Annotated in this window: 21 protein-coding genes; 9 read left to right on the forward strand and 12 right to left on the reverse strand. The window is 41.4% G+C overall.

Annotated elements, in window-relative coordinates; genetic code table 11:
* The 9 genes from der to ndk form a co-directional block, all read right to left on the reverse strand.
* On the reverse strand, positions 1–1457 hold a 1457-nt coding region (der, locus tag H5183_RS15315; protein WP_182732100.1), incomplete at its 3' end, for a ribosome biogenesis GTPase Der.
* 92 nt (positions 1458–1549) lie between these two features.
* Positions 1550–2728 carry an outer membrane protein assembly factor BamB gene (bamB, locus tag H5183_RS15320; protein ID WP_182732101.1) on the reverse strand — a complete coding sequence of 393 codons (1179 nt, stop codon included), beginning with the start codon at positions 2726–2728 and terminating at the stop codon, positions 1550–1552.
* Between the two features lie 9 nt (positions 2729–2737).
* The gene (locus tag H5183_RS15325; protein ID WP_145239705.1) at positions 2738–3358 is read right to left on the reverse strand and encodes a tetratricopeptide repeat protein; all 621 of its coding nucleotides are present in this window, start codon (positions 3356–3358) and stop codon (positions 2738–2740) included.
* 16 nt (positions 3359–3374) lie between these two features.
* A complete protein-coding gene (gene hisS / locus H5183_RS15330; RefSeq protein WP_145239702.1) occupies positions 3375–4655 on the reverse strand; it encodes a histidine--tRNA ligase in 1281 nt (426 codons plus the stop codon).
* Positions 4656–4791: 136 nt separating this feature from the next.
* Complete coding sequence (gene ispG, locus H5183_RS15335; protein ID WP_145239699.1) at positions 4792–5910, reverse strand: flavodoxin-dependent (E)-4-hydroxy-3-methylbut-2-enyl-diphosphate synthase; 1119 nt, start codon at positions 5908–5910, stop codon at positions 4792–4794.
* Positions 5911–5915: 5 nt separating this feature from the next.
* The gene (locus tag H5183_RS15340; protein ID WP_145239694.1) at positions 5916–6788 is read right to left on the reverse strand and encodes a RodZ domain-containing protein; all 873 of its coding nucleotides are present in this window, start codon (positions 6786–6788) and stop codon (positions 5916–5918) included.
* A complete protein-coding gene (gene pilW / locus H5183_RS15345) occupies positions 6785–8746 on the reverse strand; it encodes a type IV pilus biogenesis/stability protein PilW (protein WP_182732102.1) in 1962 nt (653 codons plus the stop codon). The genes H5183_RS15340 and pilW overlap by 4 nt, the downstream gene beginning before the upstream one ends.
* A 112-nt stretch (positions 8747–8858) precedes the next feature.
* Entirely contained in the window at positions 8859–9992 is a 1134-nt protein-coding gene (locus tag H5183_RS15350) for a bifunctional tRNA (adenosine(37)-C2)-methyltransferase TrmG/ribosomal RNA large subunit methyltransferase RlmN (RefSeq protein ID WP_145239689.1), read from the reverse strand.
* A 171-nt stretch (positions 9993–10163) separates the two neighbouring features.
* On the reverse strand, positions 10164–10595 hold the full coding sequence (ndk, locus tag H5183_RS15355; RefSeq protein WP_008111339.1) for a nucleoside-diphosphate kinase: 432 nt from the start codon (positions 10593–10595) through the stop codon (positions 10164–10166).
* A gap of 244 nt (positions 10596–10839) precedes the next feature.
* Between ndk and H5183_RS15360 the strand changes: the two genes are divergently transcribed.
* The 4 genes from H5183_RS15360 to H5183_RS15375 all read left to right on the forward strand — a co-directional run bounded on the left by H5183_RS15360 (position 10840) and on the right by H5183_RS15375 (position 15121).
* Positions 10840–11427, forward strand: coding sequence for a hypothetical protein (locus tag H5183_RS15360; RefSeq protein ID WP_182732103.1), 588 nt, complete (start codon positions 10840–10842; stop codon positions 11425–11427).
* Positions 11428–11984: 557 nt separating this feature from the next.
* A complete protein-coding gene (locus H5183_RS15365) occupies positions 11985–13310 on the forward strand; it encodes a PAS domain-containing methyl-accepting chemotaxis protein (RefSeq protein WP_182732104.1) in 1326 nt (441 codons plus the stop codon).
* Between the two features lie 151 nt (positions 13311–13461).
* Positions 13462–14865: a tRNA 5-hydroxyuridine modification protein YegQ gene (gene yegQ, locus H5183_RS15370; protein WP_182732105.1), complete on the forward strand. Its 1404-nt coding sequence runs from the start codon at positions 13462–13464 to the stop codon at positions 14863–14865.
* Between the two features lie 10 nt (positions 14866–14875).
* A complete protein-coding gene (locus tag H5183_RS15375) occupies positions 14876–15121 on the forward strand; it encodes a YfhL family 4Fe-4S dicluster ferredoxin (protein WP_182732106.1) in 246 nt (81 codons plus the stop codon).
* Positions 15122–15270: 149 nt separating this feature from the next.
* Here H5183_RS15375 and H5183_RS15380 read toward each other — a convergent pair whose 3' ends face one another.
* Complete coding sequence (locus tag H5183_RS15380; RefSeq protein ID WP_182732107.1) at positions 15271–16158, reverse strand: LysR family transcriptional regulator; 888 nt, start codon at positions 16156–16158, stop codon at positions 15271–15273.
* Positions 16159–16261: 103 nt separating this feature from the next.
* Here H5183_RS15380 and H5183_RS15385 point away from each other — a divergent pair, with 103 nt between their 5' ends.
* Together H5183_RS15385 and H5183_RS15390 are read left to right on the forward strand one after the other, a co-directional pair.
* Complete coding sequence (locus H5183_RS15385) at positions 16262–17377, forward strand: FAD-dependent monooxygenase (protein ID WP_182732108.1); 1116 nt, start codon at positions 16262–16264, stop codon at positions 17375–17377.
* A gap of 162 nt (positions 17378–17539) precedes the next feature.
* Positions 17540–20461: a TonB-dependent receptor gene (locus tag H5183_RS15390; protein ID WP_182732109.1), complete on the forward strand. Its 2922-nt coding sequence runs from the start codon at positions 17540–17542 to the stop codon at positions 20459–20461.
* Here H5183_RS15390 and H5183_RS15395 read toward each other — a convergent pair.
* A complete protein-coding gene (locus H5183_RS15395) occupies positions 20458–20814 on the reverse strand; it encodes a ribbon-helix-helix domain-containing protein (RefSeq protein ID WP_145242060.1) in 357 nt (118 codons plus the stop codon). The two genes, H5183_RS15390 and H5183_RS15395, sit on opposite strands and share 4 nt — an antisense overlap.
* Before the next feature lie 21 nt (positions 20815–20835).
* On the reverse strand, positions 20836–21393 hold the full coding sequence (locus tag H5183_RS15400; RefSeq protein ID WP_182732110.1) for a DJ-1/PfpI family protein: 558 nt from the start codon (positions 21391–21393) through the stop codon (positions 20836–20838).
* A gap of 578 nt (positions 21394–21971) precedes the next feature.
* Between H5183_RS15400 and H5183_RS15405 the strand changes: the two genes are divergently transcribed.
* The 3 genes from H5183_RS15405 to H5183_RS15415 all read left to right on the forward strand — a co-directional run bounded on the left by H5183_RS15405 (position 21972) and on the right by H5183_RS15415 (position 24620).
* A complete protein-coding gene (locus tag H5183_RS15405; protein WP_259397344.1) occupies positions 21972–22961 on the forward strand; it encodes a GGDEF domain-containing protein in 990 nt (329 codons plus the stop codon).
* A 17-nt stretch (positions 22962–22978) separates the two neighbouring features.
* Positions 22979–23695 (forward strand): Sir2 family NAD-dependent protein deacetylase, encoded by a 717-nt coding sequence (locus H5183_RS15410; RefSeq protein ID WP_182732111.1) that lies wholly within the window; start codon positions 22979–22981, stop codon positions 23693–23695.
* A gap of 127 nt (positions 23696–23822) precedes the next feature.
* Entirely contained in the window at positions 23823–24620 is a 798-nt protein-coding gene (locus tag H5183_RS15415; RefSeq protein WP_145242054.1) for a response regulator, read from the forward strand.
* Positions 24621–24792: the final 172 nt, after the last annotated feature.

Here is a 24792-nt window from a genome sequence, read left to right on the forward strand (position 1 = left end):
CGGTTTTCTTTACTAAATGCGCGGATCTTACGTTTTTGCGAAAGCGTCACTTTATTAGTACGTCCTGCAAATGGGTTATCACCTTCTCTAAATTCGATTTTGATAGGCGTGCCCATAATTTTTAATGCTTTACGATAGTAATTCATTAAGTAGCGTTTATAGCTATCAGGTAAATCATGTACTTGGTTACCGTGAATTACGATACGTGGTGGGTTATAACCACCCGCGTGCGCGTATTTAAGCTTAACACGGCGACCACGAACCAGTGGCGGCTGGTGATCAGCTTGTGCCATATCCATGATACGGCGCAGCATAGCAGTGCTAATACGCTTAGTTGCTGATTCATAAGCTTCGTCAATTGACTCAAACAAATGACCAACACCTGTACCATGTAAAGCTGAGATAAAGTGTAAGCGTGCAAAGTCAATAAAGCCTAAGCGACGGTCAAGCTCCGATTTAATACGATCTTTCACGTAATCATCAAGGCCATCCCATTTATTCACAGCAATAACCAGTGAGCGGCCAGAATTTAAGGCAAAACCAAGTAAGCTTAAATCTTGATCCGAAATGCCAGCGCGGGCATCTACAACCAATAGCACCACGTTACAATCTTCGATTGCTTGGAGGGTTTTGATCACTGAGAATTTCTCAACCACATCACTGACTTTTTTGCGTTTACGTACACCAGCGGTGTCGATCAACACGTATTCTTTTTCGTTACGAGTCATTGGAATATAAATAGAATCGCGGGTTGTGCCCGGCATATCATAAACAATAACGCGTTCTTCACCTAATATACGGTTAGTCAGTGTTGACTTACCTACGTTAGGACGACCGATAATAGCAAGTTTTACTGGCTTATCTGCAAATGCTTCATGCGCTGTAGAATCTTCATCATCTTCAGAGTATAAATCGATTAACTCGTCGTCATCGCCTTTACCATCATCATTTTGCGCACTCAGCTCTGCAAGCAAAGGCTGTAAGGTGTGTTCAAGTAACAAGGTAATACCACGGCCATGAGCGGCTGCAATATGATGTACTTCGCCCAGTGACAATTGGTAAAACTCAGCACAATTTGAGTCAGCATCAATACCATCAGTTTTATTGGCAACAACAAAGCTTTTCTTTTCTTGTTTACGTAAATGGTTGGCAATAGCTTGATCAGCTACTGTCATACCTACGCGTGCATCAACTAAGAATAATACGATGTCGGCTTCTTCAATCGCCAGTAGCGATTGATCAGCCATTTCGATTTCGATGCCTTCTTCAGAGCCATCAATACCGCCCGTGTCTACCACGATAAATTCATAGCCATCGTAATTAGCTTGGCCATATTTTCGATCTCGCGTTAAGCCTGGAAAATCGGCAACGAGTGCATCACGCGTACGTGTTAAACGGTTAAATAATGTGGATTTGCCCACATTGGGTCGCCCAACTAGAGCGATCACGGGAAGCATAAACTACCTCTTAAAAAAACAACAAAAGGCTTCGCATAGCGAAGCCTTAAAAAAATAAATTAACTATTAATAACTTATAGTTATTTAGCAAATTAGTCCGGTATTTTTACCGCACTAACTTCACCATCTCGGGTGTATAAAATCAGTTTGTCGTCAGCAACAATTGGCTCAATAAAAAAGCCTGAACTGTCGAAGTCTTCACGCGATACAAGTTCGCCTGATTCTTTATTCAGCCAATGTAGATTACCTTCTTGGTCACCCATGGCTAAGTAATTTCCTGCTACCGCAGGCCCTGTTAAGTACCAACCACGAAGGGCTGGCTGACTCCAGCGTTCAATGCCAGAGGTTTTATCTAATCCATAAACAACACCATTACTATCTACTACGTAAATAGTTTGGGTATCCATGGCAATTTCACGGTAACTGCTGTATTCGCGTTTCCAGACAACATTACCAGAGCGAATATCTACAGCTGCTAAGTTACCATTATAGGCAATAGCATACGCATAAGGACCACTGATCAGAGGTTGTGTATCAACATCGACTAAACGTTCGAATTCTGATGCGCCTTTTGCTGTAGCAATTTCAGCACTCCACGCAGAGTAACCACTATCAGAGATAAGTACACTTAACTTGCCTGTTTCAAGGCCAACTAATACACCGCCGTTAGCAACGGTCGGAGAGCTTTGTCCGCGTAGTGTTAATGCGGGTACTTCTTGCTCATGACTCCAACGCTCTTCACCGGTATCAGGGTGAAGGGCTAATAATTTACCTGAGCCTAGGTTAACATATATAAGGCCATCACCGGCAGCTGGTTTTGATAACACTTCACCGGGAACTTTTTTGCGCCAAACAACATCACCCGTTTCACGGTCAAGGGCAATTAAATAACCATGCTCAGAGCCGATAAAAATTTTACCATAAGCTTGTAAAATACCACCGGATAATTTTGCACTAATGTCGCTTTGCCATGGCCAAAAGGTCAAATTTTCGCGAACATCCGTCTCCCAAAGAGTATTACCGTTTTCAAGTGATAGCGCTTCGACTTTACCAGCGCGGCTTGCTACAAAAACACGGTCTTTATATACCGCCGGTGTTAGCCGAGAAAAGTAATGTTCAACACCGTCACCAATGCTTTCTTGCCAAATTACTTTGGTTTCAAACTGATTAACGATTTCAGGCAATACCAGTTCGTCTTCGTCATCGCTTGATGAACAACCGACTAAGGTTGCCATACATAGCGCTATGGTTGCCGCTGTTAATTTTTTCATGGTAACCCCTTACGCCGTTGGGCTAGTTACTGCTAAGTCATCAAGTTTGATTTGCAATAATGGGTTATTCTCCAGACCGCCCGCATCTGCAGCAGTCTGATAAGCGGTGCGAGCTTGATTTGCATCGCCTTGAGCTGTGTATATATCACCTTTAAGCTCAGCGACTGTTGCAGTGAATGAATCTGCAAGTTTAGCGTTAAGCGTTGTTAAAGCTTGGTCGTATTGCTGCTGTGCTATTTGCACGCGAGCTAAACGGGTGGTCGCCGTTGCTTTTAAATCTGCATTGGTAACATTATTCATTATCCAGCTGAGCTTTTCACTGGCTACATCAAGTTGACCTTTTTCTACGGCTTCTTTAGCAGCAACAAAGGCTGCAAGTGCGCTGTAGTTAGTATCTTTGTGCTCTGCGATAAATGTATCTGCCGAACCTAATACTTCGCCACCTTCAACCAGCTGAGTATATGCATCAGAGGCACTTTCAGCAGTTGTAATTTGATTTTGGTTATATGCTTTCCAGCCATACAGGCCACCTAAACCAAGCACTACACCTAGCGCCAGTGATACACCATTTTCACGAAAAAAACGTTTGATCGCTTCAGCTTGTTGTTCTTCTGTTGAATAAATATCCATTACTACCTCGTCTTTTTTAGCTGTTTATTAGCTCAGCTAAAAGCGTTTTAATTTGTTCTAATTCTAAGGTGACCTGTTCTTTACGCTCACGTAAATACTTAACTGTCACTACGCCTTGTTCTAATTCATCTTCGCCGATAATCAGTGCAACGAGTGCATCGCTTTTATCTGCGCGTTTAAGTTGTTTCTTAAAGTTACCGCCACCGGCATGGACCATGATACGTAAGCCAGGTACTTCAGCACGTAATTTAGCTGCGATAATAGGGGCTTGAATGCTGGCTTTGTCGCCCATCGCTGCCAAATATACATCAGCGTTGCGACGAATGTCACCAACACATTCCAATGCTTGTAACATTAACACTAAACGTTCCAGACCCATAGCAAAGCCCACAGCTGGCGTTGCTTTGCCACCTAATTGCTCAACTAAGCCATCATAACGGCCACCTGCACATACAGTACCTTGTGAGCCGAGGCTATCTGTAACCCACTCAAAAACAGTGCGGTTATAGTAATCAAGGCCACGGACTAACTTTTCATTAACCGTGTATATGACGCCTGCGGCGTCTAAACGTTCACATAAATTTTCAAAATGTTCTTTTGATTCAGCATCTAAGTGTTCAGACAGTTTTGGTGCATCAACTAAAACCGCTTGTACATCAGGGTTTTTGCTATCTAGCACGCGCAGTGGGTTGCTGTACATACGACGTTTTGAGTCTTCGTCTAGTGCATCAATATGTTGCTCAAGATATGCCACAAGTGCATCACGGTATTGCGCGCGAGCTTCGTTTGAACCTAAAGAATTAAGCTCTAAACGAACATGTTCGCTGATGCCAAATTGTTGCCATAATTGCGCCGTCAGTAAAATCACTTCAGCGTCAATATCAGCGCTGGCAATACCGAAGGTTTCTAAACCAAATTGGTGAAACTGACGATAGCGACCTTTTTGCGGACGTTCATGACGAAACATTGGGCCCATATACCAAAGGCGTTGCTCTTGGTTATACAGTAAGCCGTTTTGATTACCAGCACGTACACATACAGCGGTACCTTCAGGACGAAGTGTTAAGCTGTCGCCATTATTGTCGGCGAAGGTGTACATTTCTTTTTCAACGATATCGGTGACTTCACCAATTGAGCGTTTAAAAAGATCGGTTGATTCTACAATTGGAAAACGAATTTCTTGATAACCGAACGATGCTACTGTCTCGCGTAAGATGTTTTCTACTTTCTGCCAAACTTGGGTATCGCCCGGCAGACAATCGTTCATTCCACGTATTGCCTGAATTTGTTTTGCCACTGCTAAATCCTAAAAACTGTTTTTTGCGTAATAAAAGATGACTACACAACAAGAATGCTAAAAATTGACCCGTCATTATAGCGTTCTAGCTATAAAGGTAAACGGCAAACGGCTTTGTTTGCCGACTATATTGTATTTATTCGACGATTTTAATGTCGATAGGGGTCTGTTTTTCTTTTTGTGCGATAAAGTCGCGTACATAGCCTTCGAGTTGATCAACAATATTGTTGTTATCAATTCGGGCTTTTTGACGTTCGCCATTAATATAAAGGCCCGAGCGACGGTTTGCACCAGCTAAACCAATATCACTCACTAACGCTTCGCCAGGTCCATTGACCACACAACCAATAACCGATACTGATACCGGTTCGATGATATCTTCCAAACGCTCTTCAAGTTGGTTCATGGTACTAACCACATCAAACTCTTGACGTGAACAGCTCGGACAGGCAATAAAGTTAATCCCGCGAGAGCGAATGCGCAGTGATTTTAAAATATCAAAACCGACTTTGATCTCTTGCACTGGATCAGCCGCCAACGATACTCGCAGTGTATCGCCGATACCTTCGGCAAGTAACATACCTAAGCCTACAGCTGATTTCACTGAGCCTGAACGCATACCGCCTGCTTCTGTGATCCCCAAGTGCAGAGGTTGGTCGATTTCTTTAGCAAGTAAGCGATATGCTCCCACAGCTAAAAACACATCAGAAGCTTTTACTGATATTTTAAATTGATCAAAATCTAAACGGCGCAAAATATTCACATGGCGCATGGCTGATTCAAGTAACGCTTCGGGCGTTGGTTCGCCGTACTTTTCTTGTAAATCACGCTCTAATGAGCCGCCATTAACACCAATACGAATTGGAATGTTGTGCTCACGGGCAGCATCGACTACCGCGCGAATACGCTCTTCACTGCCAATGTTGCCAGGATTAATACGTAAACAATCAACACCATACTTTGCTACTTGCAAAGCAATACGATAATCAAAGTGAATATCTGCAACCAGTGGAATGGTGACTTGTTCTTTTATGCTTCTAAATGCTTCGGCGGCGTCCATAGTCGGCACGGAAACACGCACTATATCGGCGCCGGCATCTTGAATAGCTTGAATTTGTGCAACAGTTGCATCAACATCCATGGTATCGGTGTTGGTCATTGATTGCACTGCAATAGGGGCGCCATCACCGATCGGTACGTTACCCACATTGATGCGGGTAGATTTTCTGCGTTTAATGGGAGATTCTGAAAACATAGTGACTACTCTGTTAACGGTAAATTAAATTTAGCTAAACGATTTTTTGGGAAACTGGAAATATCAATCTTTTCACCGTCAAGTGTGATATCAACAGCTTGATGCTTACCAAGCACGATAGAAAAAGGCAGATGACCTGATACAGTCATATCATAACCCGCTTTTTTAACACCAAATGCCACTTTATCACCTTTACCGTCATGAATTTCAACCCAACTTTCTTCATTGAAATGCATAACTATGGTGCCAAGGCCATCATTTTGTGGCTCGCTTGACGCTTCGCTCGGGACAACGTCTAGTTCGGTGGTATCGGCTTGTTGCTCCATAATTTGCGCCGCAGTGGGGTCATCAATCGATTCATCAGGGCCAGCTTGTTCTAGCTGGCTGATTGACGCCACGTCAGGCTCTGCTTGTGCGACTGCAACTGTCTCTTCGGCAAAGCTATTTAAAGATTGCGTTACAACTTGTTCGTCAAGAGGGGTTGAATTTTGCCACCACCATAATGCGGATGAACCAATAACAATTGCCAGAATAACGTAACTCACCAGCATCAACCGACTATCATGGGCTTCTTTTTCTGTTCGTCTAGAAAAGCTTTGCATGTTGGTTTTTTTAACGGTTTCCTGAGGTTCAGGGAACAGCGCTAAAACGGCCGCAGTATCTAAATTAAAGGCGCGACAATAACTTTTTGCATAACCTTTAACAAAGGTAGCAGGGCCGATTAATTGGTGTTCGTCATTCTCAAGACGTTGTAATTGCAACACCGATAATTTTAAATTTTTTGCCAACTCTTCTAAGCTGACATTCGCTTGCTCGCGGCTACTTTTTAAAGTTTGGCCAAGAGTGAGCGTTGTTGATTCCGTATTTTCATCATTCATAATGAGTATGATTCAGGGTCCACTAGTAACAGTCTATGCCCAGGTTTAAGTGCAACATCCGGGCTTAATTTATTCCATCGCATTAACTGATCAATTAACAAGCGACGCTTGGTGGCAATACTATACAAAGTATCACCGACGTTAATTTCGTAATAAATGTTGGGATCGTTGAGATAAATTTTCGTCCCATTGACCACCCGATCAGATTCTTTCAGACCATTCCATTGGAGTAATTTCTGTAGTTTAACATTGTATCGTACTGAAATGCTAAATAGGTTTTCACCATCTTGCAAAACATGGTAAGGCGTCGTTAATTGTGGGATCCGCGAATTTAGCAACGGTGCGTGAGTATTTTGTTGCGGATCTTGAAAACGGATTTCAGGTGTAGAGCTATAACCTGACTCTGCGAAGACGGCGGCGTTGCGTTTTGGCTGGTAAAAAACCACCTTTTCTTCATCCGTTAATTGATCACTAAATTGTGCTTGGCTTGGGGTTGAAGCCTGGCTGTTATTTGCAACGGCTTGGCTATCAGTGGGCGCACCAAAAGAAACAATTTTTACACCATCTTGTGCTTTGTTGCTGCGAGCAAGCGTTTGGGGAGGCGTTGCGGCAGTCGCTGTGGGCGCTGTTGCTAAATGCACAGTTGGTATTGCTAATGCTTTAGTAACTGCCTCCTCAGAGGCTAATGATGCAATGTCCGTCGCTTGAGTTGAATTTACAGCTGGATTGTTTGGTGTTTGTGCGACCACCAGAGCAGACATTACTGCGGCAGGATCATTATTGTTTGCTGGAGCACTGATCTGTACAGCGGTAGTATCAACGTTTGTTTGCACTGGCGTTGTTATTGCTGTGGTACTTAAAGCCGCCAAAATACCACTCGTATCGACAGGTGTTGATACTGTTGCTTGGCTTTGCTGGCTAGTTTGTGATGCGGTGCTTTGCGTTGGCGTAACCGGTGAGGTTAGCAACGCGGCAGTTAATTCATTGCTGCTTGCATTGTTATTTTTAACGGCCATTGTTGGCGTTGTGATACTTTGCGCCGACGTACTAGTTGCTGGCGCTTTTTTCTTTTTTACAATGCGTATTTTGGGTGCCGAAATCACCTCTCCCGCAGGGCTATTTGCTTGTAGCTCATCTAATTTTGCTTGGCGGTATTGCGAGCGCAGTATTTCAAACTCACTACGTTTGATTTTTTGCTCGCGAATGATCCCCGCTTCACTTGAGGTTGGGTAGGTTTGCAATATCATTGCCGCAGTGGTTTCGGCTTTTTCAATGTGGCCCATACGCTGCTCAACTAAATAGCTTAATAGTAATGAGCGAGACGATACTTGACCACTATTCTCATAACGCTCAAGTATTTCTTTTGCTCTATGTAAATCACTTTTAGCGTAATACAAAGCGGCTAAACTGATCAGTGATGAGGCACGCATTGAACTGTGATTAATGGCCGATTTGAAATATTTTTCAGCGTTATCAAAATCATCAAACTCAATGGCGCACAGAGCTAAATTTTCATAACTTTCTGCTACTCGTATATAACTTGGGATGGCAATGGCTTTGAGTAATTGTTCTGTGGCGCGGTCGTACTCGTCGATACCGCATAAAAATACCCCGTAGTTATTTCGGGTATTAGGATCATTGGGATCAATTTTTATTGCTTTTTGATAGGCTTTATCGGCTTGTACGTTTTCGCCGACTTGTTGGTAATAATAAGCAAATGAATAATGGACTTCAGGAAGATCAGGAGAGAAAGACGCGGCGCGTTCGAGGTTATACTTTGCTTGCGAGCTATTACCAGTGCTTAAATATTCTAATGCTAAGGCTATTCGGGTACGTGCTGCGCCGGTATTATTGATTTTATTTTCAACGACTGGTTTGTCATTGCCATCATAACTATTTTCAGTTACACACCCAGTTAAAGCGAGTGCACTGATAGTTAAAGCAAGTAAAGATCGCATTACTTCTTCTCTTTATTATTGTCCATGCACCTATATTACCGAAAAGCCCTTATCTTGCATCATTTATTTAAAAATAAAGCAGCGCTAAGGGCTTTTGATTCACGACAACAGATTATGCTTGGTGGATATTAACCGCAATCGCATTATCGTCGCGCATTTTCTTTTTCGCTAAACGTTTTGTACGGTCAACTACATCACCAACTAACTGGCCGCAGGCCGCATCAATATCATCACCGCGAGTACGACGAACAATACAGGTAATACCTGCTGCTTGTAGCACTTTTGAAAAGCGGTCAATACGGCTGTTGCTAGAGCGTGTATATTCGTTACCTGGGAATGGGTTAAACGGGATAAGGTTCACTTTAGATGGTGTGCCTTTGAGTGTTTTAACTAATTCATGGGCTTGATCTGTGCTGTCGTTAATACCATTTAGCATCACATACTCAATGGTCACATCTTTATTGGCTTTAGAGCCATCAATGTAACGACGACACGCCGCTAAAAACTCTTCAATTGGGTATTTTTTATTGATTGGCACTAAGATATCACGTAATGCGTTATCAGGTGCGTGTAGAGAAATAGCCAATGCAACGTCGATTTTTTCTTTCAATAAATCAAGTGCAGGCACCACACCAGAGGTACTTAAAGTAACGCGGCGTTTAGATAAACCAAAACCCCAATCGTCCATCATTAATTCCATTGCCGGAACTACGTTTTTAAGATTAAGCAATGGCTCGCCCATGCCCATCATAACGACGTTGGTGACCGGACGCTTTTCACTGTTGCCATCAAGGCCTATGTCTTTGGCCACACGCCAAACTTGGCCGATAATTTCAGATACTTTTAAGTTACGGTTAAACCCTTGCTGCGCTGTTGAGCAAAATGTACATTCAAGCGCACAACCAACTTGCGATGATACACATAAGGTGGCACGTTCTTTTTCTGGGATCCACACAGCTTCAACTTCTTGGCCGCCTTCAAGTATCAGCGCGTACTTGATTGTACCGTCACTGGCTTGTTGGCGTACGGTGATTTCAGGCGCGACAATTTCACATTCTGCTTTAAGTTTTTCTTTCAGCTTTTTGTTAACGTTGCTCATTTCGTCAAAGTTATCAACGCCAAAATGATAAATCCATTTCATCACCTGATCGCCACGGAATGGCTTTTCACCGAACGATACAAATAACTCGCGCATTGCATCTCGGTTTAAATCTAATAAGTTAATCTTTTTTTGCTCAGTGGTCATGAAACAACCTTAATCAGTGACGGTGGTGATAAAAATTTACAAAAGAGAATTGTACACAATTCACTCACTTTAATCATTAAGTAAAACATCATAAATTAGATAATTAATACTTTAACTAATGACTAAAAAAGGGCTCGAAAGCCCTTTTTACTTTTGCTTAGCGCGTTCGAATTAACGAGTACGTGGGCAAAGCTCTTCGTCTGCGAAGAAGTACGCGATTTCGCGAGCAGCAGATTCAACAGCGTCTGAACCGTGAACAGCATTTTCGTCGATGCTATCAGCGTAGTCAGCACGTAAAGTACCAGCTAGTGCTTCAGCAGGGTTAGTAGCACCCATGATTTCGCGGTTTTTAAGAACAGCGTTTTCGCCTTCAAGAACTGTAACCATTACTGGACCAGATGTCATGAAAGATACTAAAGCACCAAAGAAAGGACGCTCGCTGTGTTCTGCGTAGAAACCTTCCGCTTTCTCTTGTGAAAGGTGAACCATTTTAGCTGCAACGATTTTAAGGCCAGCAGTTTCGAAACGGTTGTAGATAGCGCCGATGTGGTTTTTAGCAACTGCATCAGGTTTTACGATTGAGAAAGTACGCTCTAAAGCCATCTTTATGCTCCAATAATTTTTAAGTAAAAGTGTGAATATTAACGGGCGCGAATTATACGCGTTTTAGTAGGCAATGCCTAGTTTTATTAAAAACTAGCTTGATGACAATTGTGCGATATTTAAATAACCGTGGACCGAGTATAGGAAATAGGGCTTTATTAGCAGGAAATTATTACTGTGTCGTAATTGTTTCATAAATTTGAGTTGTAATTAGAAAATTGAATATCTTAAAAAGGAAATAATAATGAAAAAGTTATTTGTGATTGTGCTGTTAGCCAATTTTATTACAGCGTGTGGTTCAGACAACGAGGCTGCATTAGAGTGCCCGCCTACAGCTATTGCAATTGATATAAATAAGATTGAACTAGCGGTTAATGGTGGTGAGTACCAAGCGAATACTTTAATTTCTTATGATAAAGTTGACTTATCATTTGAAGCTTCAGGAGCCAATGTTTACAGCGACGGTAACGAACTTGATGAAGGCAAAACTTATGCTGAAAATTGCGTAACTTTGCCTGTTGTTATTCCGGCTAATAATAAATTAACTAAGCTTAATATTTATTCGTCCGCTGACTTTAGTGCTGATTTAACATCTGGCAGCAGTTTAAATGATGTGTTTAGTGTCATTGAATTTAATATTGAGAACAGCCAAGAAGCTATTACAGTTGCAAAAGTGCAAGAGTTACTACCCGTTATGATGCAAAGATACTTTAATTTTACGCTCAATACAGCGCCTGAATTTGAAAGCAGCCATGTGTTTTATATCGAAATAAGCTTAGATAATGGCAAGCAGTTTTTATTACAAACACCTGAGGTGTTACTTTCTAAGTAACTCTTTGGTGATAGCTTGTAAGAACGATTGGCTGCAAGGTTTAAATGCCATTGCAGCTAATTAACATGTGCTCCCATCTACCTTACTGGATTATCTGCAGTTTGTAGACTGAAGTGGTCGACATATTGTTCTAACGAAAAAGTATCTAGGCAAAGATTACAAAAATGTAAAAAGTAACCACTTTAACTATTTACTTAGGCTCGCTTTGTTGCTGCCTGATATACTTTTTTAAAACAACTAAAAGCTGAATAATCAGCAGTCATGCCCCGCCTTTGTGACGGAAGAATTGATGCGCAATGTTTTCATTATTTTGATTATATTTAAGTTTATCTTAGTGGAATTGGTATTTTCATTTTCTTTTTAGGTAAAAAATTCTTATCCATCACAGAAAAAGAAATATTTTAACTCTTTTTGAGCTAGAAATAGTTATATTACGTACAATAGTATAACTAGCTTTAAGCTACACTTTTTTTATATTGTTTAGTCGTTTTCATTTTATTAGATACGTTTTCTGGCTAAAAATGTATACCGTGCACACTAAATAACTAGGGTAACATATGTTTTTTAACCAATCTTTTAAAAATAAAATTGCCGAATTAGAAGGCATGCTTGCTATTGGCGAGCAGGTAAAGCAAAGTCTAGAGAGCGAAATGCTTGTTCTAGAGCTCGATAAACAGGGCCATGTGATCAGACAGAACACTAATTTTGAACGCGAATTTAACTATTCAGATAGACAGTTATTGGAGCAAAGTGTACTTAATTTTATACCTGAAAATGCGAGACAAAATCCTGATTTTAACTCATTTAAAAAAGCGATAAAGGACTGTAAACATTGGGCTGGGGCAATTCAATTTACACACCAAGATGGAAAACGCGATTGGTTGCGGAGCATTTTACACCCAATAACCGATCAGCATGGGCAGTTTATTCATCTTACTTTGCACTGCACTTTGTTAACACGAACCATAGAAACTTCCCGTGAAAATCAAGATTTAATTAAAGCACTGCACCGCTCTACAGCTGTGATTGAATTTGACACCAATGCAATCGTATTAAGAGCAAACGATAACTTTTTAAAAGGTATGGGGTATTCTGAGCGAGAAGTAGTCGGTCAACATCACCGTATTTTTTGTGAGTCGGATGAAGCCAATTCAGCCGGATATGATGCGTTTTGGAAGCGATTACGCAAGGGCGAATACATCGCAAGTCGTTTTAAACGCATTGATAAATATGGCAATACTGTATGGTTAGAAGCATCTTATAATCCTATTTTTAATGAGGCGAATGAGCTTTATAAAATAGTTAAATTTGCCACTGTGATCACCGAACAGGTAGAAAGAGAGCAGGCTATTGCAGCTGCTGCAAGTATTGCCCATAGCACATCAACAGAGACCGACAATATCGCCGATCAAGGTGCGCAAGTAGTACAACAAACAGTACAAGTTATGAATGAATTAGCCGTTCAAATGGAGCAAGCCGGCAAAGAGATTTCAGCACTAGATAAGCAGTCTCAGGTTATAGCAAATATAGTACAAAGTATTAGTAGCATTGCCGACCAAACGAATCTATTAGCGCTTAATGCCGCGATTGAAGCCGCCCGAGCGGGCGATCAAGGCCGTGGTTTTGCAGTAGTTGCCGATGAAGTTCGCCAATTAGCTTCAAGAACCAGTAAAGCAACCGAAGAGATTGTTGATGTGGTACAACAAAATCAAAGTTTAACGCAATCAACAGTGGCGGTTATTGAACAAGGCAAAGTTAAAGCACAACAAGGCTTAGAGCTGTCCAACGAGTCTGGCATTGTAATGAGCAAAATTAAAAAAGGTGCGCAACAAGTCGTTGATGCTGTTAGTCAGTTTGCAAACCAGCTCGGGAGTAAAAATTGATTTAACGAGCAGAAGGATCCTGCTAGTTGATTACAGTCTTTTATGATCTTGATCAAGGTTGCGGTTAATCGTAATCCTTATACTTGCGCGCTTTATTTACCCTAACTATTCATGCAACCGACTTGTACTCGGTTCGATGTATGGAGCGCACATGCCGTCAGCCACTAATACCTCAGAGTTTTTTTCAACTAAACCATTTATCCCAGAGTTATTGTCACCAGCAGGCAGTTTAAAAAACATGCGTTATGCCTTTGCTTATGGGGCTGATGCGGTGTATGCCGGGCAACCTCGTTATAGTTTGCGAGTGCGTAATAATGAATTTGATCTGGAAACGTTAAAAATAGGCATTGATGAAGCGCATGCGCTGAATAAAAAGTTTTATGTAGTATCAAACATTGCCCCGCACAACGCCAAAGTGAAATCGTATTTACGCGATATTGAACCGGTAATTGCGATGGGGCCAGATGCGCTGATCATGTCAGATCCGGGTTTAATCATGCTAGTACGTGAAAAATGGCCTGATATGGCTATTCATTTATCAGTACAAGCAAACGCAGTTAACTACGCAAGCGTACAGTTTTGGGCGAAGCAAGGTATTGAACGGGTGATTTTGTCCCGCGAGCTATCACTTGAAGAAATAAGTGAAATTCGCACGCTTTGCCCAGAAACAGAGCTAGAAGTATTTGTACATGGCGCATTATGCATGGCGTATTCTGGCCGTTGTTTGTTGTCAGGTTATATTAATAAACGCGATCCAAATCAAGGCACCTGTACCAACGCATGCCGCTGGGAATACGATGTAAAACCGGGTGTTGAAAACGAAACCGGTGAAATGGTACATAAATTTGATCCTCAGCAGATTATTCCTACTCTTGGCGACGGCGCGCCAAGTAATGATATTGTAATGCTTGAAGAGCAAGGCCGCCCAGGTGAATATATGCCCGCTTTTGAAGACGAGCACGGCACTTATATCATGAACTCAAAGGATTTACGCGCCGTGCAATACGTAGAGCAGCTTACAAAAATGGGCGTTCATAGCTTAAAAATAGAAGGCCGTACTAAATCGTTTTATTATGTTGCGCGTACAGCACAGGTTTATCGTAAAGCAATAGACGATGCCGCAGCAGGAAAACCATTCGACGCTGATTTATTTAAAACATTAGAAAACCTAGCCCATCGCGGTTACACCGAAGGCTTTTTAAAGCGCCACGCCCATCAAGATTATCAAAACTACGAATACGGCCATTCAGTTTCTACCAAGCAACAATTTGTTGGCGAAGTATTAGGGCGAAATGCCACTGGTTTAGTTGAGATTGATGTTAAAAACAAATTCTGTGTGGGTCATTCATTAGAGCTGATGACCCCTAAAGGTAATATTAGCTTTACCCTTGAATGCATGGAAAACAAAAAAGGCGAAAGTATTACCGATGCTAAAGGTTCAGGCCACATAGTAAAAATTCCACTGCCTGATACTATCGATTTAGAGCACGCCATACTTATGCGCAACTTGGATGAAAACCAAGACACCCGCAATCCTTTCAAACAAGCTGTTTAACGGGTAAATCATGGCATTACTAATAAACAGCAAATGCATTAACTGCGACATGTGCGATCCAGAGTGCCCTAACGAAGCCATTTATATGGGCGCTAAAATCTACCAAATCGACCCAGCAAAATGCACTGAATGCATAGGCCATTACGACAAACCCACCTGCGTGAGTGTATGCCCCATTGATTGTATAAAGCCCGATCCGAATCATCGTGAAAGTATAGATGAACTGGCCGAAAAGTATGTGAGATTGATGGGTTAAAAAGCACTGCCCATTATTACCGAAAAATTTAAACGCTTTATAGATACGTTTATTGCAGTTTTTAAATTTTGCAGACAGTGTCTGCAAAATTTAGCTGGTTAACTCTTACCTTTCTCTTTTAACCATATACATCTAACTGCATTGATCCCCTACTGAATTGTAGCGCATTTAGACTTTAAGAATTCTAAAAATACTTTTACCTTTTCTAGCGGGTATTTCCTGCCTGCATAAAATGCGTATAACACCAGATCTTCTGGTTCATGGTCGAGTTTAATATTGATCAATGAGCCGTTGTCTATATCTTCTTGGCATGCATGAGTGGGTAAAATGGCATAGCCGAGTCCTTTTAGTGCAGCGGCTTTGGCCATGTTGCCACTGTTTACTTTAAAATTAGATTTTACTTGCACTGCTTGTTGTTGTTTAAAACGCCAAGGCATACCTTGCAGTACTGATAAGCTAGTAATACAAGGAACTTTACTTAACTCATCTAGCGAGCGAGGCGGTGGCGCATTGTTTATCAGTTGTGGCGCGCCAACAATGCAACTGGGCCAGCGCAGCAGTTCTTTAGCAATCCAACCTGAATCGTCCAATGGCCCACGGCCAAAGCGTAGCACCAGATCAAATCCCTCTAACAAGCCTTCGGTTGGATTTAATTGCGTATCGCAACTTAGTTGTATTTGTGGATGCACAGAGCAAAACTCTGCGCTTATTTCGGCTAAAAAAGGCAGATCAGGCATGATGATTTTAAGGTGCCCGGCAAGAGAATCACCATACACAGACACCTCTTCTAGCGAGTCATTCATTGCTTGTATCAGTGGGGTGATAGATTGATAAAGTTGTTTTCCTGCAGCCGTTGCAATCATTTTTCGGGTGGTACGTTGTAATAACCTTAAATTAAGTTGCTTCTCTAATAACGCGACATGGCGGCTAACATTAGATGTAGGCAATTGCAGTTGTTCGGCTGCGAGTTTAAAGCTCAGTTGTTCATATACGCACTGAAAGCTGAGTAACCACTGAAGTTCGATTTTATCAATCATTAATTAACTCAAAATATGGGATTAATAACGCAATTATTACTAATTTATCTTAAAAAATGACTTTGTGATAATGGTTATTCAGTTAATTATTGAGGTAAAGAATATGAACAGCAAGCGAATTGCCATTGTGGGTGCGGGCATCGGGGGAATAGCGCTGGCCATTCTTGCAGCACGAAAAGGTTATCAGGTGAGCATATTTGAGCGCGATAGTGAGATTTCTTCTATAGGTGCCGGGGTAACGTTATGGCCGAATGCAATGTTTGTGTTACAGCAAATGGGCTTGGATAAACATATCCAAGCGCTGGGCGGTATGCCTTTGTTTATGCGTCTGTGTGATCAGCATGGCACGGTGCAAAGTGAATTTGATATTGCAAAAGTAAATACACTCAGTGGTTTTTCTAGTATCAGTATATTGCGCCGTGATCTTATGAGTGTGTTGGGCCGCACATTAGCTGATTTAGGAGCAAACATACATTTTAACAGCGCAATAACCGTATCAGAGATTGCTCAACTAAAACAAGATTTTGATTTAGTTGTGGGTGCTGATGGGCGGATGAACTCGGTGGTAAGGCAATTCTTATATGCTGAAAAAATCACTCCTCAGTATCAGGGGTTTATTAATATTATTGCTATTAGCCAGTTAAAACCGGGCACTTTAGATAATGTGATCCATGATTTTCGCGGCAGTGGCGAGCGCTTTGGTATTGTGCCTGTTAAAGCTGACCTTTGTTATTGGGCTGCCGGGTGGAGTGCAAATATTGATAAAGCGCGGCCGCTATCTACTTGGTATGAAGAAATGCACCAACGTTTTTTAACTTGGCCAGATGCAGTACAGCAGGTGCTTAAGTCTTATGATGAAAACTCACTGAAGCGAATATTTGTGCACGATATTGACCGTTTGCCATATTGGCATCAAGGTAACGTACTGATTATGGGAGATGCGGCTCATGCTCCTTTACCTACTTCAGGGCAGGGGGCATGTCAGGCGCTAGAAGATGCTTGGCATCTTGTACGGGTGTTAGAAAAGTATGATGATTTAGAGCACGCCTTAACGGCTTTTTATCAACAACGTATAGATAAAACCTCAGCCTCTCAACTTGTTGGTCGGCAAGTTGCGCAGAAAATTTTTACTACAGCAGCTGACACTAATGAGACCCCAGCGCTAGGTATTTGTGCTCAGCAGTTAGTAACGTTATGGATGCAAGGCTTGAGTAATTAACCTATCGAGCTCTGTTATTTAGGTGCGAGCAAGGCTACTTATGAGGTGGTTATTTGTTCGCTTATTCAGTTACTTGCAAGTTATGGTTAACAATCCATTAAGTCTGGCTGTGTACAATTGCCGCCTTTACAATTGTTAACCAGTAATGGACTCGTACATTCAATGTCAACCTCAACGTGTTACTCGCCTTTAGCAGCATCGCTGCGTTTTTCCGTTATTAGTTTATCGGTTTTTAGTGCTATGAATGCGGCGGCTGCCGAGCAATTAACAGGCACTCAAACAGAAAAAGATATGGAAGTGATTGAAGTGCGAGGTATTCGCTCTAGCATGGCTGAAAACTTAGCGGTGAAGCGTTTATCGAGTTCTGTGGTTGATGCCATTACCGCTGAAGACATTGGTAAATTCCCTGATAAAAACGTGGCTGATTCATTAGCCCGTGTGCCGGGTGTAGTGATTGAACGTGACGGCGGTGAAGGATCAACGGTAAGTATTCGTGGTTTATCGTCTGATCTTACTTACACGCAGTTAAATGGTAATTTTATTGCCTCCTCACCAGGGGAGCCATCTCGTTCATTTGATTATGCTTTACTCCCATCAGCGATGATCGCAAGCGTTGAAGTATTCAAATCACCTGAAGCGCGACTAGATGAAGGTGGCGTCGGTGGTACAGTGTTAATGCATAGCCGCAAACCACTGGATATGGATGCTAATTCGGGCGTTTTTAATGTTGAAAGTACTTATGCAGATGTAACGGAAGATTATGAACCTCAGTTTACTGGTTTGTATTCATGGAAAAACGATAGCGATAGCTTTGGTTTTTTACTTGGCTATACCCGTCAAGAACGCACCAATCGTACGCTCTCTGGTGGCACAGATGCCAATGTTTGGCGTTACACAGGTCAGCAAGCCGTTGATATAAATGGTAACGAGGTTGATAACAGTAATGACTGGGGCGCAGTGACTGATGCCAACGGGCAACGTTATGAGAATATGTGGTTTCCGCAGGTGGTGCGCAGCTCTGTTGTGAATGAAAAACGTGAACGTGAAGGCGTGCAGTTTTCGACTCAGTGGCGACCAACTAATCGCATTGAACTAGGTTTTAATTACTTTGGTTTTAGTTTAAAGCAACAACGCAGCGACTCGGTCGTTGATATGCCGGAATGGGCGTTAAATCCTGACTTTTTAACAGGTATTACACTTGATGAAAGTGGCACAATTGTCAATGGCATGGACTATAGCGCCATGGCCAGTGGCGTTGAAAAAGATATGCAATTGCCGTGGTTGCGCGGCAGTTATGTGGATGAAGAGTCAACCTCTGATACTTTTGATTTTAACTTAAGCTATGAAGGCGATAACTTTACAGCACGCTTTGTCGTCGGTAAAACTAAAGCTAAAGGCGGGCCAAAAGAAAGTTGGCAAGCAGCGTATAAAAGCTCAAACGCGGGTGAGGGGCAAAGTAATATTGAGAACGCTTCGCAAAGTGCCGCTTGGTCAATCAGTGATGACCGTATCTCGATGCTGATAGACCCAAATACACTCAATAACTTACTCGCAGGTGTTGGCGGAGGTCGTGATGCAGGATCATCGAACTCAAGTTTTGTACGTAGCACCTTAGAAGAAAAGTACTACCAAGGCGACGTTGATTTTTATGTTGATTGGGGCATATTGACCACCATTCGCACTGGTGCAAAATACCGTGATGCATCACTGCATCGCGAAACGGGCAACAACTTTTTCCTTGATCCGAGTTTTGATATTGCCGCAGGCGAGGCAAGCTCAGGGGGTATCACGCAATTTGATAGCTATCAATGGAATAATGGTATGCCACAGGCACAAGATGTGTTTAATGTGGAAGGTGAAAGCAATATTGCTGGTGGCTTTAATATCAATTTAATGCCAACTATTAATTGGGATAAATATCGCGATTATATTTACAGCAACTACGTGCCGTATACTCGAATTGAAGATAACTTTGTCTATGATATTGCCGAGCAGATCAGTGCGTTTTATTTACAAGGTGATTTTGAATACAGTGATATACGCGGTAATTTTGGTGTGCGCGTTGTACAAACCAAGACTCGCAGTGCTTCAACCGATCTCTATACCTTTTTATTGGATGAAACCGATGACGAAACGGGCGAGCAAATCACCGGTGATGATCGTTTAGTTGAGCAATACCAGTTGATCACGCAGCAAACAACAGACACCCACGTATTGCCGAGTTTAAATATTGCGTGGGATGCCAGCGATGATGTGGTGATCCGTGGTGCGCTTGCTAAAGTGATGTCGCGCCCCGATTACGGCGATTTGGGTAGTCAACAGCGTATTACTTATGTGTCGGACGAATGGGCAGATGATCGCGCCGCTTTTAATGAACAACCCGGATTTAGTGGCAGTGGTGGCAATAAAAATTTAAAAGCGTTTGAGTCAGTACAAGCCGATTTATCTCTTGAGTATTACTACGCGCCAGGCTCTGCATTAGGTGTAGCGTTATTTCATAAACAGGTCGATAACTTTATCGTGCCACTGGTGATTGATTCACAGCGTGAATTTGCAGGGCAAGCAGGTCTTGTTGATGCTGGTACTATTAGCATTTCCCCGTATAGCACCGTAGGTAATGGTACTGATGCGGTATCAAAAGGGGTGGAAGTGTTTATTCAACACGCCTTTGATAATGGCTTTGGTATTTACGCAAACTACACGTATAACAACACCAATCAGGCCGATGTAACAGTTGCAGGTGAAAAGTTAGCAGAGTCGCCATTAATAGGCAGTGCTGAATATCAATATAACACCTCCGTTTATTATGAAGGGGATAGTTTTAACATTCGCGCTTCGTACAATAAACGAGGTGAAACGGTGCTCGGTATTAACAGTGGTTTAAATGTCTACCAAGACCCATACCAGCAAGTAGATGTAAATGCAGCATATAACGTTACCGATAACTTAAGCTTTACCGCAGCGGTAATTAACTTAACGCAATCGGAGTCGGTAACACGTTTGGGTAAAGATACCGATGCGAGGCTACTTAATACTAGTTATTCAGGCCGCCGTTATTATGCTGGGATTAATTACAGCTTTTAATTTGAAAAGTACCGGCTTTGCTCACGGTTGAGCACTTGCTGTACATCAACACTCGCCAATGGTTGGCTAAGATCACGACAGATCTCGCCATTGGCGATCAGCGCGAGATAACGTGAGCAACAAACTCTTAAAAAAGAGGTGAAATTGCTCACGTCATGTTTTGCTTGCAGGGATTCGCGATACAGTTTACAAATCATCTGATTAATACTCATGTTATCGCGTGCGGCAATTTCTTCTAAAGTGTGCCAAAAAAACTGCTCTAACCGAATTGAAGTGACGACACCATCAATACGTAAAGACTTCGTTTTATTACTCCATAATTCACTGTGAGCATTTATAAATAATTGGCACATGACCTTTCCCTGTAATTTTAGTTAAAACAAAGCGACAAACTGTTTTAACATAGCCGGATGCGCAGGCCAAGCTGGTGCTGAAACTAAATTACCATCGGTAATTGCACCATCCATTGGTAACTCAACGTACTCGGCACCGGCCATTTTCACTTCAGGTTGGCAAGCTGGGTAAGCAGAGATTTTTTTACCTTTAATAACACCTGCGGCGGTGAGTAATTGCGCGCCATGACACACCGAAGCGATAGGTTTATTGTTATTTGCAAAATACTTAATGATCTCAATTACTTTAGCATTCAAACGTAGATATTCAGGTGCACGTCCTCCTGGTAAGTAAAGCGCATCGTAATCAGCGGCATTAATGTTGGCAAATGTCGCGTTGAGCGCAAAGTTATGACCGCGCTTTTCGCTGTAGGTTTGATCCCCTTCAAAATCATGAATAGAGGTGGCAATCATATCGCCTGCTTTTTTATCTGGGCAGACTGCATCCACATCGTGGCCCATTGCCATTAATGCCTGAAACGGCACCATATTTTCATAGTCTTCTACAAAGTCACCAGTGATCATTAGTACTTTAGCCATTTGCTGCTCCTTACGATTTGTTAATGTATTTACTGCTTGTCCAGTTAAACATGCTCACAGTAAGTAAGGGTAGTATGGGAATACTACAGCTTTAATTTATCAACTGATCGGTAATATCATGCTGCAATCGCTACGGTAAAAAATCAATAAATGCTCTGACCATATGTTTTTAAGGTTTTCTCGCTAGGCTTATAAAAAACAAAATATAATTATTAAATGATACTTTTGAGGCCGCTTTTATCCTCTGCTTTAGCAATATTTCCAGTCTTACCGAGTCTGTTGCAACTTAGATAAGACTGAAGATTATTGTTAATGAGCAGGCGAATTTTTTATGCAATGAGGTGCAAAAACCTATTTGCTCAGCTTAGTAATACGAAGATGTTATCCGTGTATAAGTTGACTTTTAGTAATTATTTCCTACTTTCACTTTTACAATGATCTTATGTCTAGACTATATTTGAACTGGTAACTGATTAATTATTTTAATTTTAGTGCAATCTTACAATCAGCTTTTGTATGCAAAGATTGCCTTTACTATTGATAAGTGATGCATTGTATTGATGATTAGCTATTCCGATATGGCCGAGCGAAAACTTATTATTAGGTTATTCGCCGCAATAGGTACGGTAACAACGCTTTGTATGGCGATGATAGCTTTGTTTAATAATCAACCTATTTTGGCTTATCCTTTATTAGGCTCATCGGCTTTATTTGCTTCCTCTTTTTTTCTTGGCGATAGAGTTGAGATTTCCTCTTTAATTGTTCTGTATACTTTATATGCTTTAATGATTTATTTAGTACTTACAGGTGGGAGCCATGGCACTGGGCCGATTTGGATTTTTATTGTATCTCCGGTTACTTTTTTTGTGCGTGGTTTTAAACGGGGAATCATTGATTTAATTATTTTTGTAATTTGCGTAACTGGCGCCTTTTATTTATCGAGCTACTTTAAATTTTACAGCGGCTACTCGGTTTATTTTCCAATTCGCATTATTGCTTCTTTTATTATTGTTGCTCTGTTGAGTGGCTTTTATGAATATTTTCGGCAAATGTACAGCCATCGTTTGATTGAACTTGTTCAAAAAAATGAATATTTAGCGACTCGTGACCCTTTAACAAACCTACCCAATCGACGTTATGCAATGGAAGAGCTCGAGCAATTTGAAGCACAGCAGCAAACGGCGAGTATCATTATTGCGGATGTAGATAATTTTAAGGATATTAATGATCAATATGGTCACTCAGTTGGCGATGAAGTGCTAAAACACCTTGCTGAATTATTTGTTGCTCAGTTAAGTGAAAATGATATGGTGGCGCGCTGGGGCGGTGAAGAGTTTTTATTTTTTCTACGTCATAAAAATAAACAACAAGCGACACAATTTGCCAACGATATTCATCATGCTTTATCACAAAATCGTTTAGATATTGGTGTAAACCAGCTGGCTGTTACAGTGAGTATGGGGATCAGTAAATTAACCGCGGATGTGTCTATTGATAAAGCGATGCACAAAGCTGATGAATTGCTTTATCAAGCAAAGGAGCAAGGCAAAAATAAAACGTGTGTTTAGCGCTTATTGGGAACGCTATGAATACATTATATATAACAGGAGCCGGTGTGAGTGCCGCCAGCGGTATTCCTACCTTTCGAGGTGAAGATGGGTTTTGGACTATTGGTAGTAAAAACTATACGCCAATGGAAATGGCTACACGTGCTATGTATGTAAACAACCCGCGTGAGTTTTTAGCTTGGTATTATCATCGCTTTGCCACCTACCGTAACCATGGTCCTAACGAAGTTCATCAATGGTTGAGCGATAAAAACCTGATCACACAAAATATTGACGGGCTAGATGGCAAAGCAGGCAATAAAAACTATATCGCCATTCATGGTCGGCTTGATAAAATGACTTTGTTTCATGAGCAAGGTGATGATGTGAAAGCGCATGCGACACCGTGGGATAATGTAGACGAAAGCCGCTTACATGAGTCACTGCTTGAGCTGTTTAACATCGAAAACCAGCAGCCTGTGCTGGATCAATCTTTAAAGCCTTTTGTGTTGTTATTTGATGAATATTACACTGAGCTTTATCGTATTAGCGAAGCACAACAGCGGATGCTTGATGCCGATAAAATCGTTTTTATTGGCACTTCGTTTAGCGTTAATATTACTCAAATGGCGCTAGAAGTGGCACGCAGTTACGATATCCCAATCGAAATTGTTGATCCAGAACCTGCGCATGTTATGCATCGTAATGTTAATTATCATAAAATGACGGCATTAGACTATATTCAACGTAACTAAACGCGAGCTTGATACGCGCTTTATTTAGCAAAAAAGATCATAAAAAGCATAATCACGATGACTGTATTTTTGATTTTTACAAAAATAACCGTTACTAATTAAACATAGCAATACTGAAGAGATGTAAATGAAAGACTTAACAGCAATAGCCAATTTATCAATATTATTAGTAGAGCCATCAGATGTTCAGCAAAAGCTTATTATAAAGTCACTTACTCAATGCGGTGTTACACAAATAGAAACTGCTACTTCTCAAGCGCAAACGTTAACAATGCTGGAGAATTATCAGCCGGATTTGGTCATTAGCAGCATGTATTTTTCTGACGGTAGCGCTGATTCTTTATTGCAAAAAATCAGAGTAACCCCAGGTATTGAGCATCAAGCTTTTATGTTGGTATCGACAGAGCGCAATAAAACCTATCTTGAACAGTTAAGGCAGTCCGGGGTATTAGCTATTTTACCAAAGCCGTTTAGTGCTGAGGCAATTACGCGAGCGTTAAAGGCAACATTAGATATTATTACTGAAGAAGAAGTTGAATTAGAACATTTTGATGTAACGCTATTGCGTGTCCTTGTGGTTGATGACAGTCGTTTTGCACGCAAGCATATTATTAGGGTCTTGGCTGGAATGGGAATACCGGCGCCTGTAGAAGCCGAAAATGGCAAACAAGCGATTGACCACCTTAATAGTCAATCATTTGATTTAATTGTTACTGATTACAATATGCCAGAAATGGATGGTAAAGAGCTAACGGAGACCGTAAGAAGCTCGAATGCTTACTCGCATATTCCTATTTTGATGGTGAGTTCTGAGGCAAACGACACTCATTTAGCTAATATTGCTCAAGCTGGTGTAGACGCCATATGTGACAAGCCATTTGAACCTGCCACAGTAAGAGAGCTGCTATTTAAAATAATGTCTTAGATATTAATGGCTTAATAGTAATCTAGGCTGCTATTAAGTCTCGTAATTAAGAAAAGTAATTCTGAACACTAAAAAGACATAGTTGTTGTCTTTGCTAATGAAGTCATGTTTAAGCGTCAATATTCATCAAATTACACTGGAAGTTGCAGGCAGTTACGATATCCTTGATATA

The organism is Pseudoalteromonas sp. SR44-8 (assembly GCF_014163635.1).
GTDB classification, from domain to species: Bacteria; Pseudomonadota; Gammaproteobacteria; order Enterobacterales; family Alteromonadaceae; genus Pseudoalteromonas; species Pseudoalteromonas rhizosphaerae.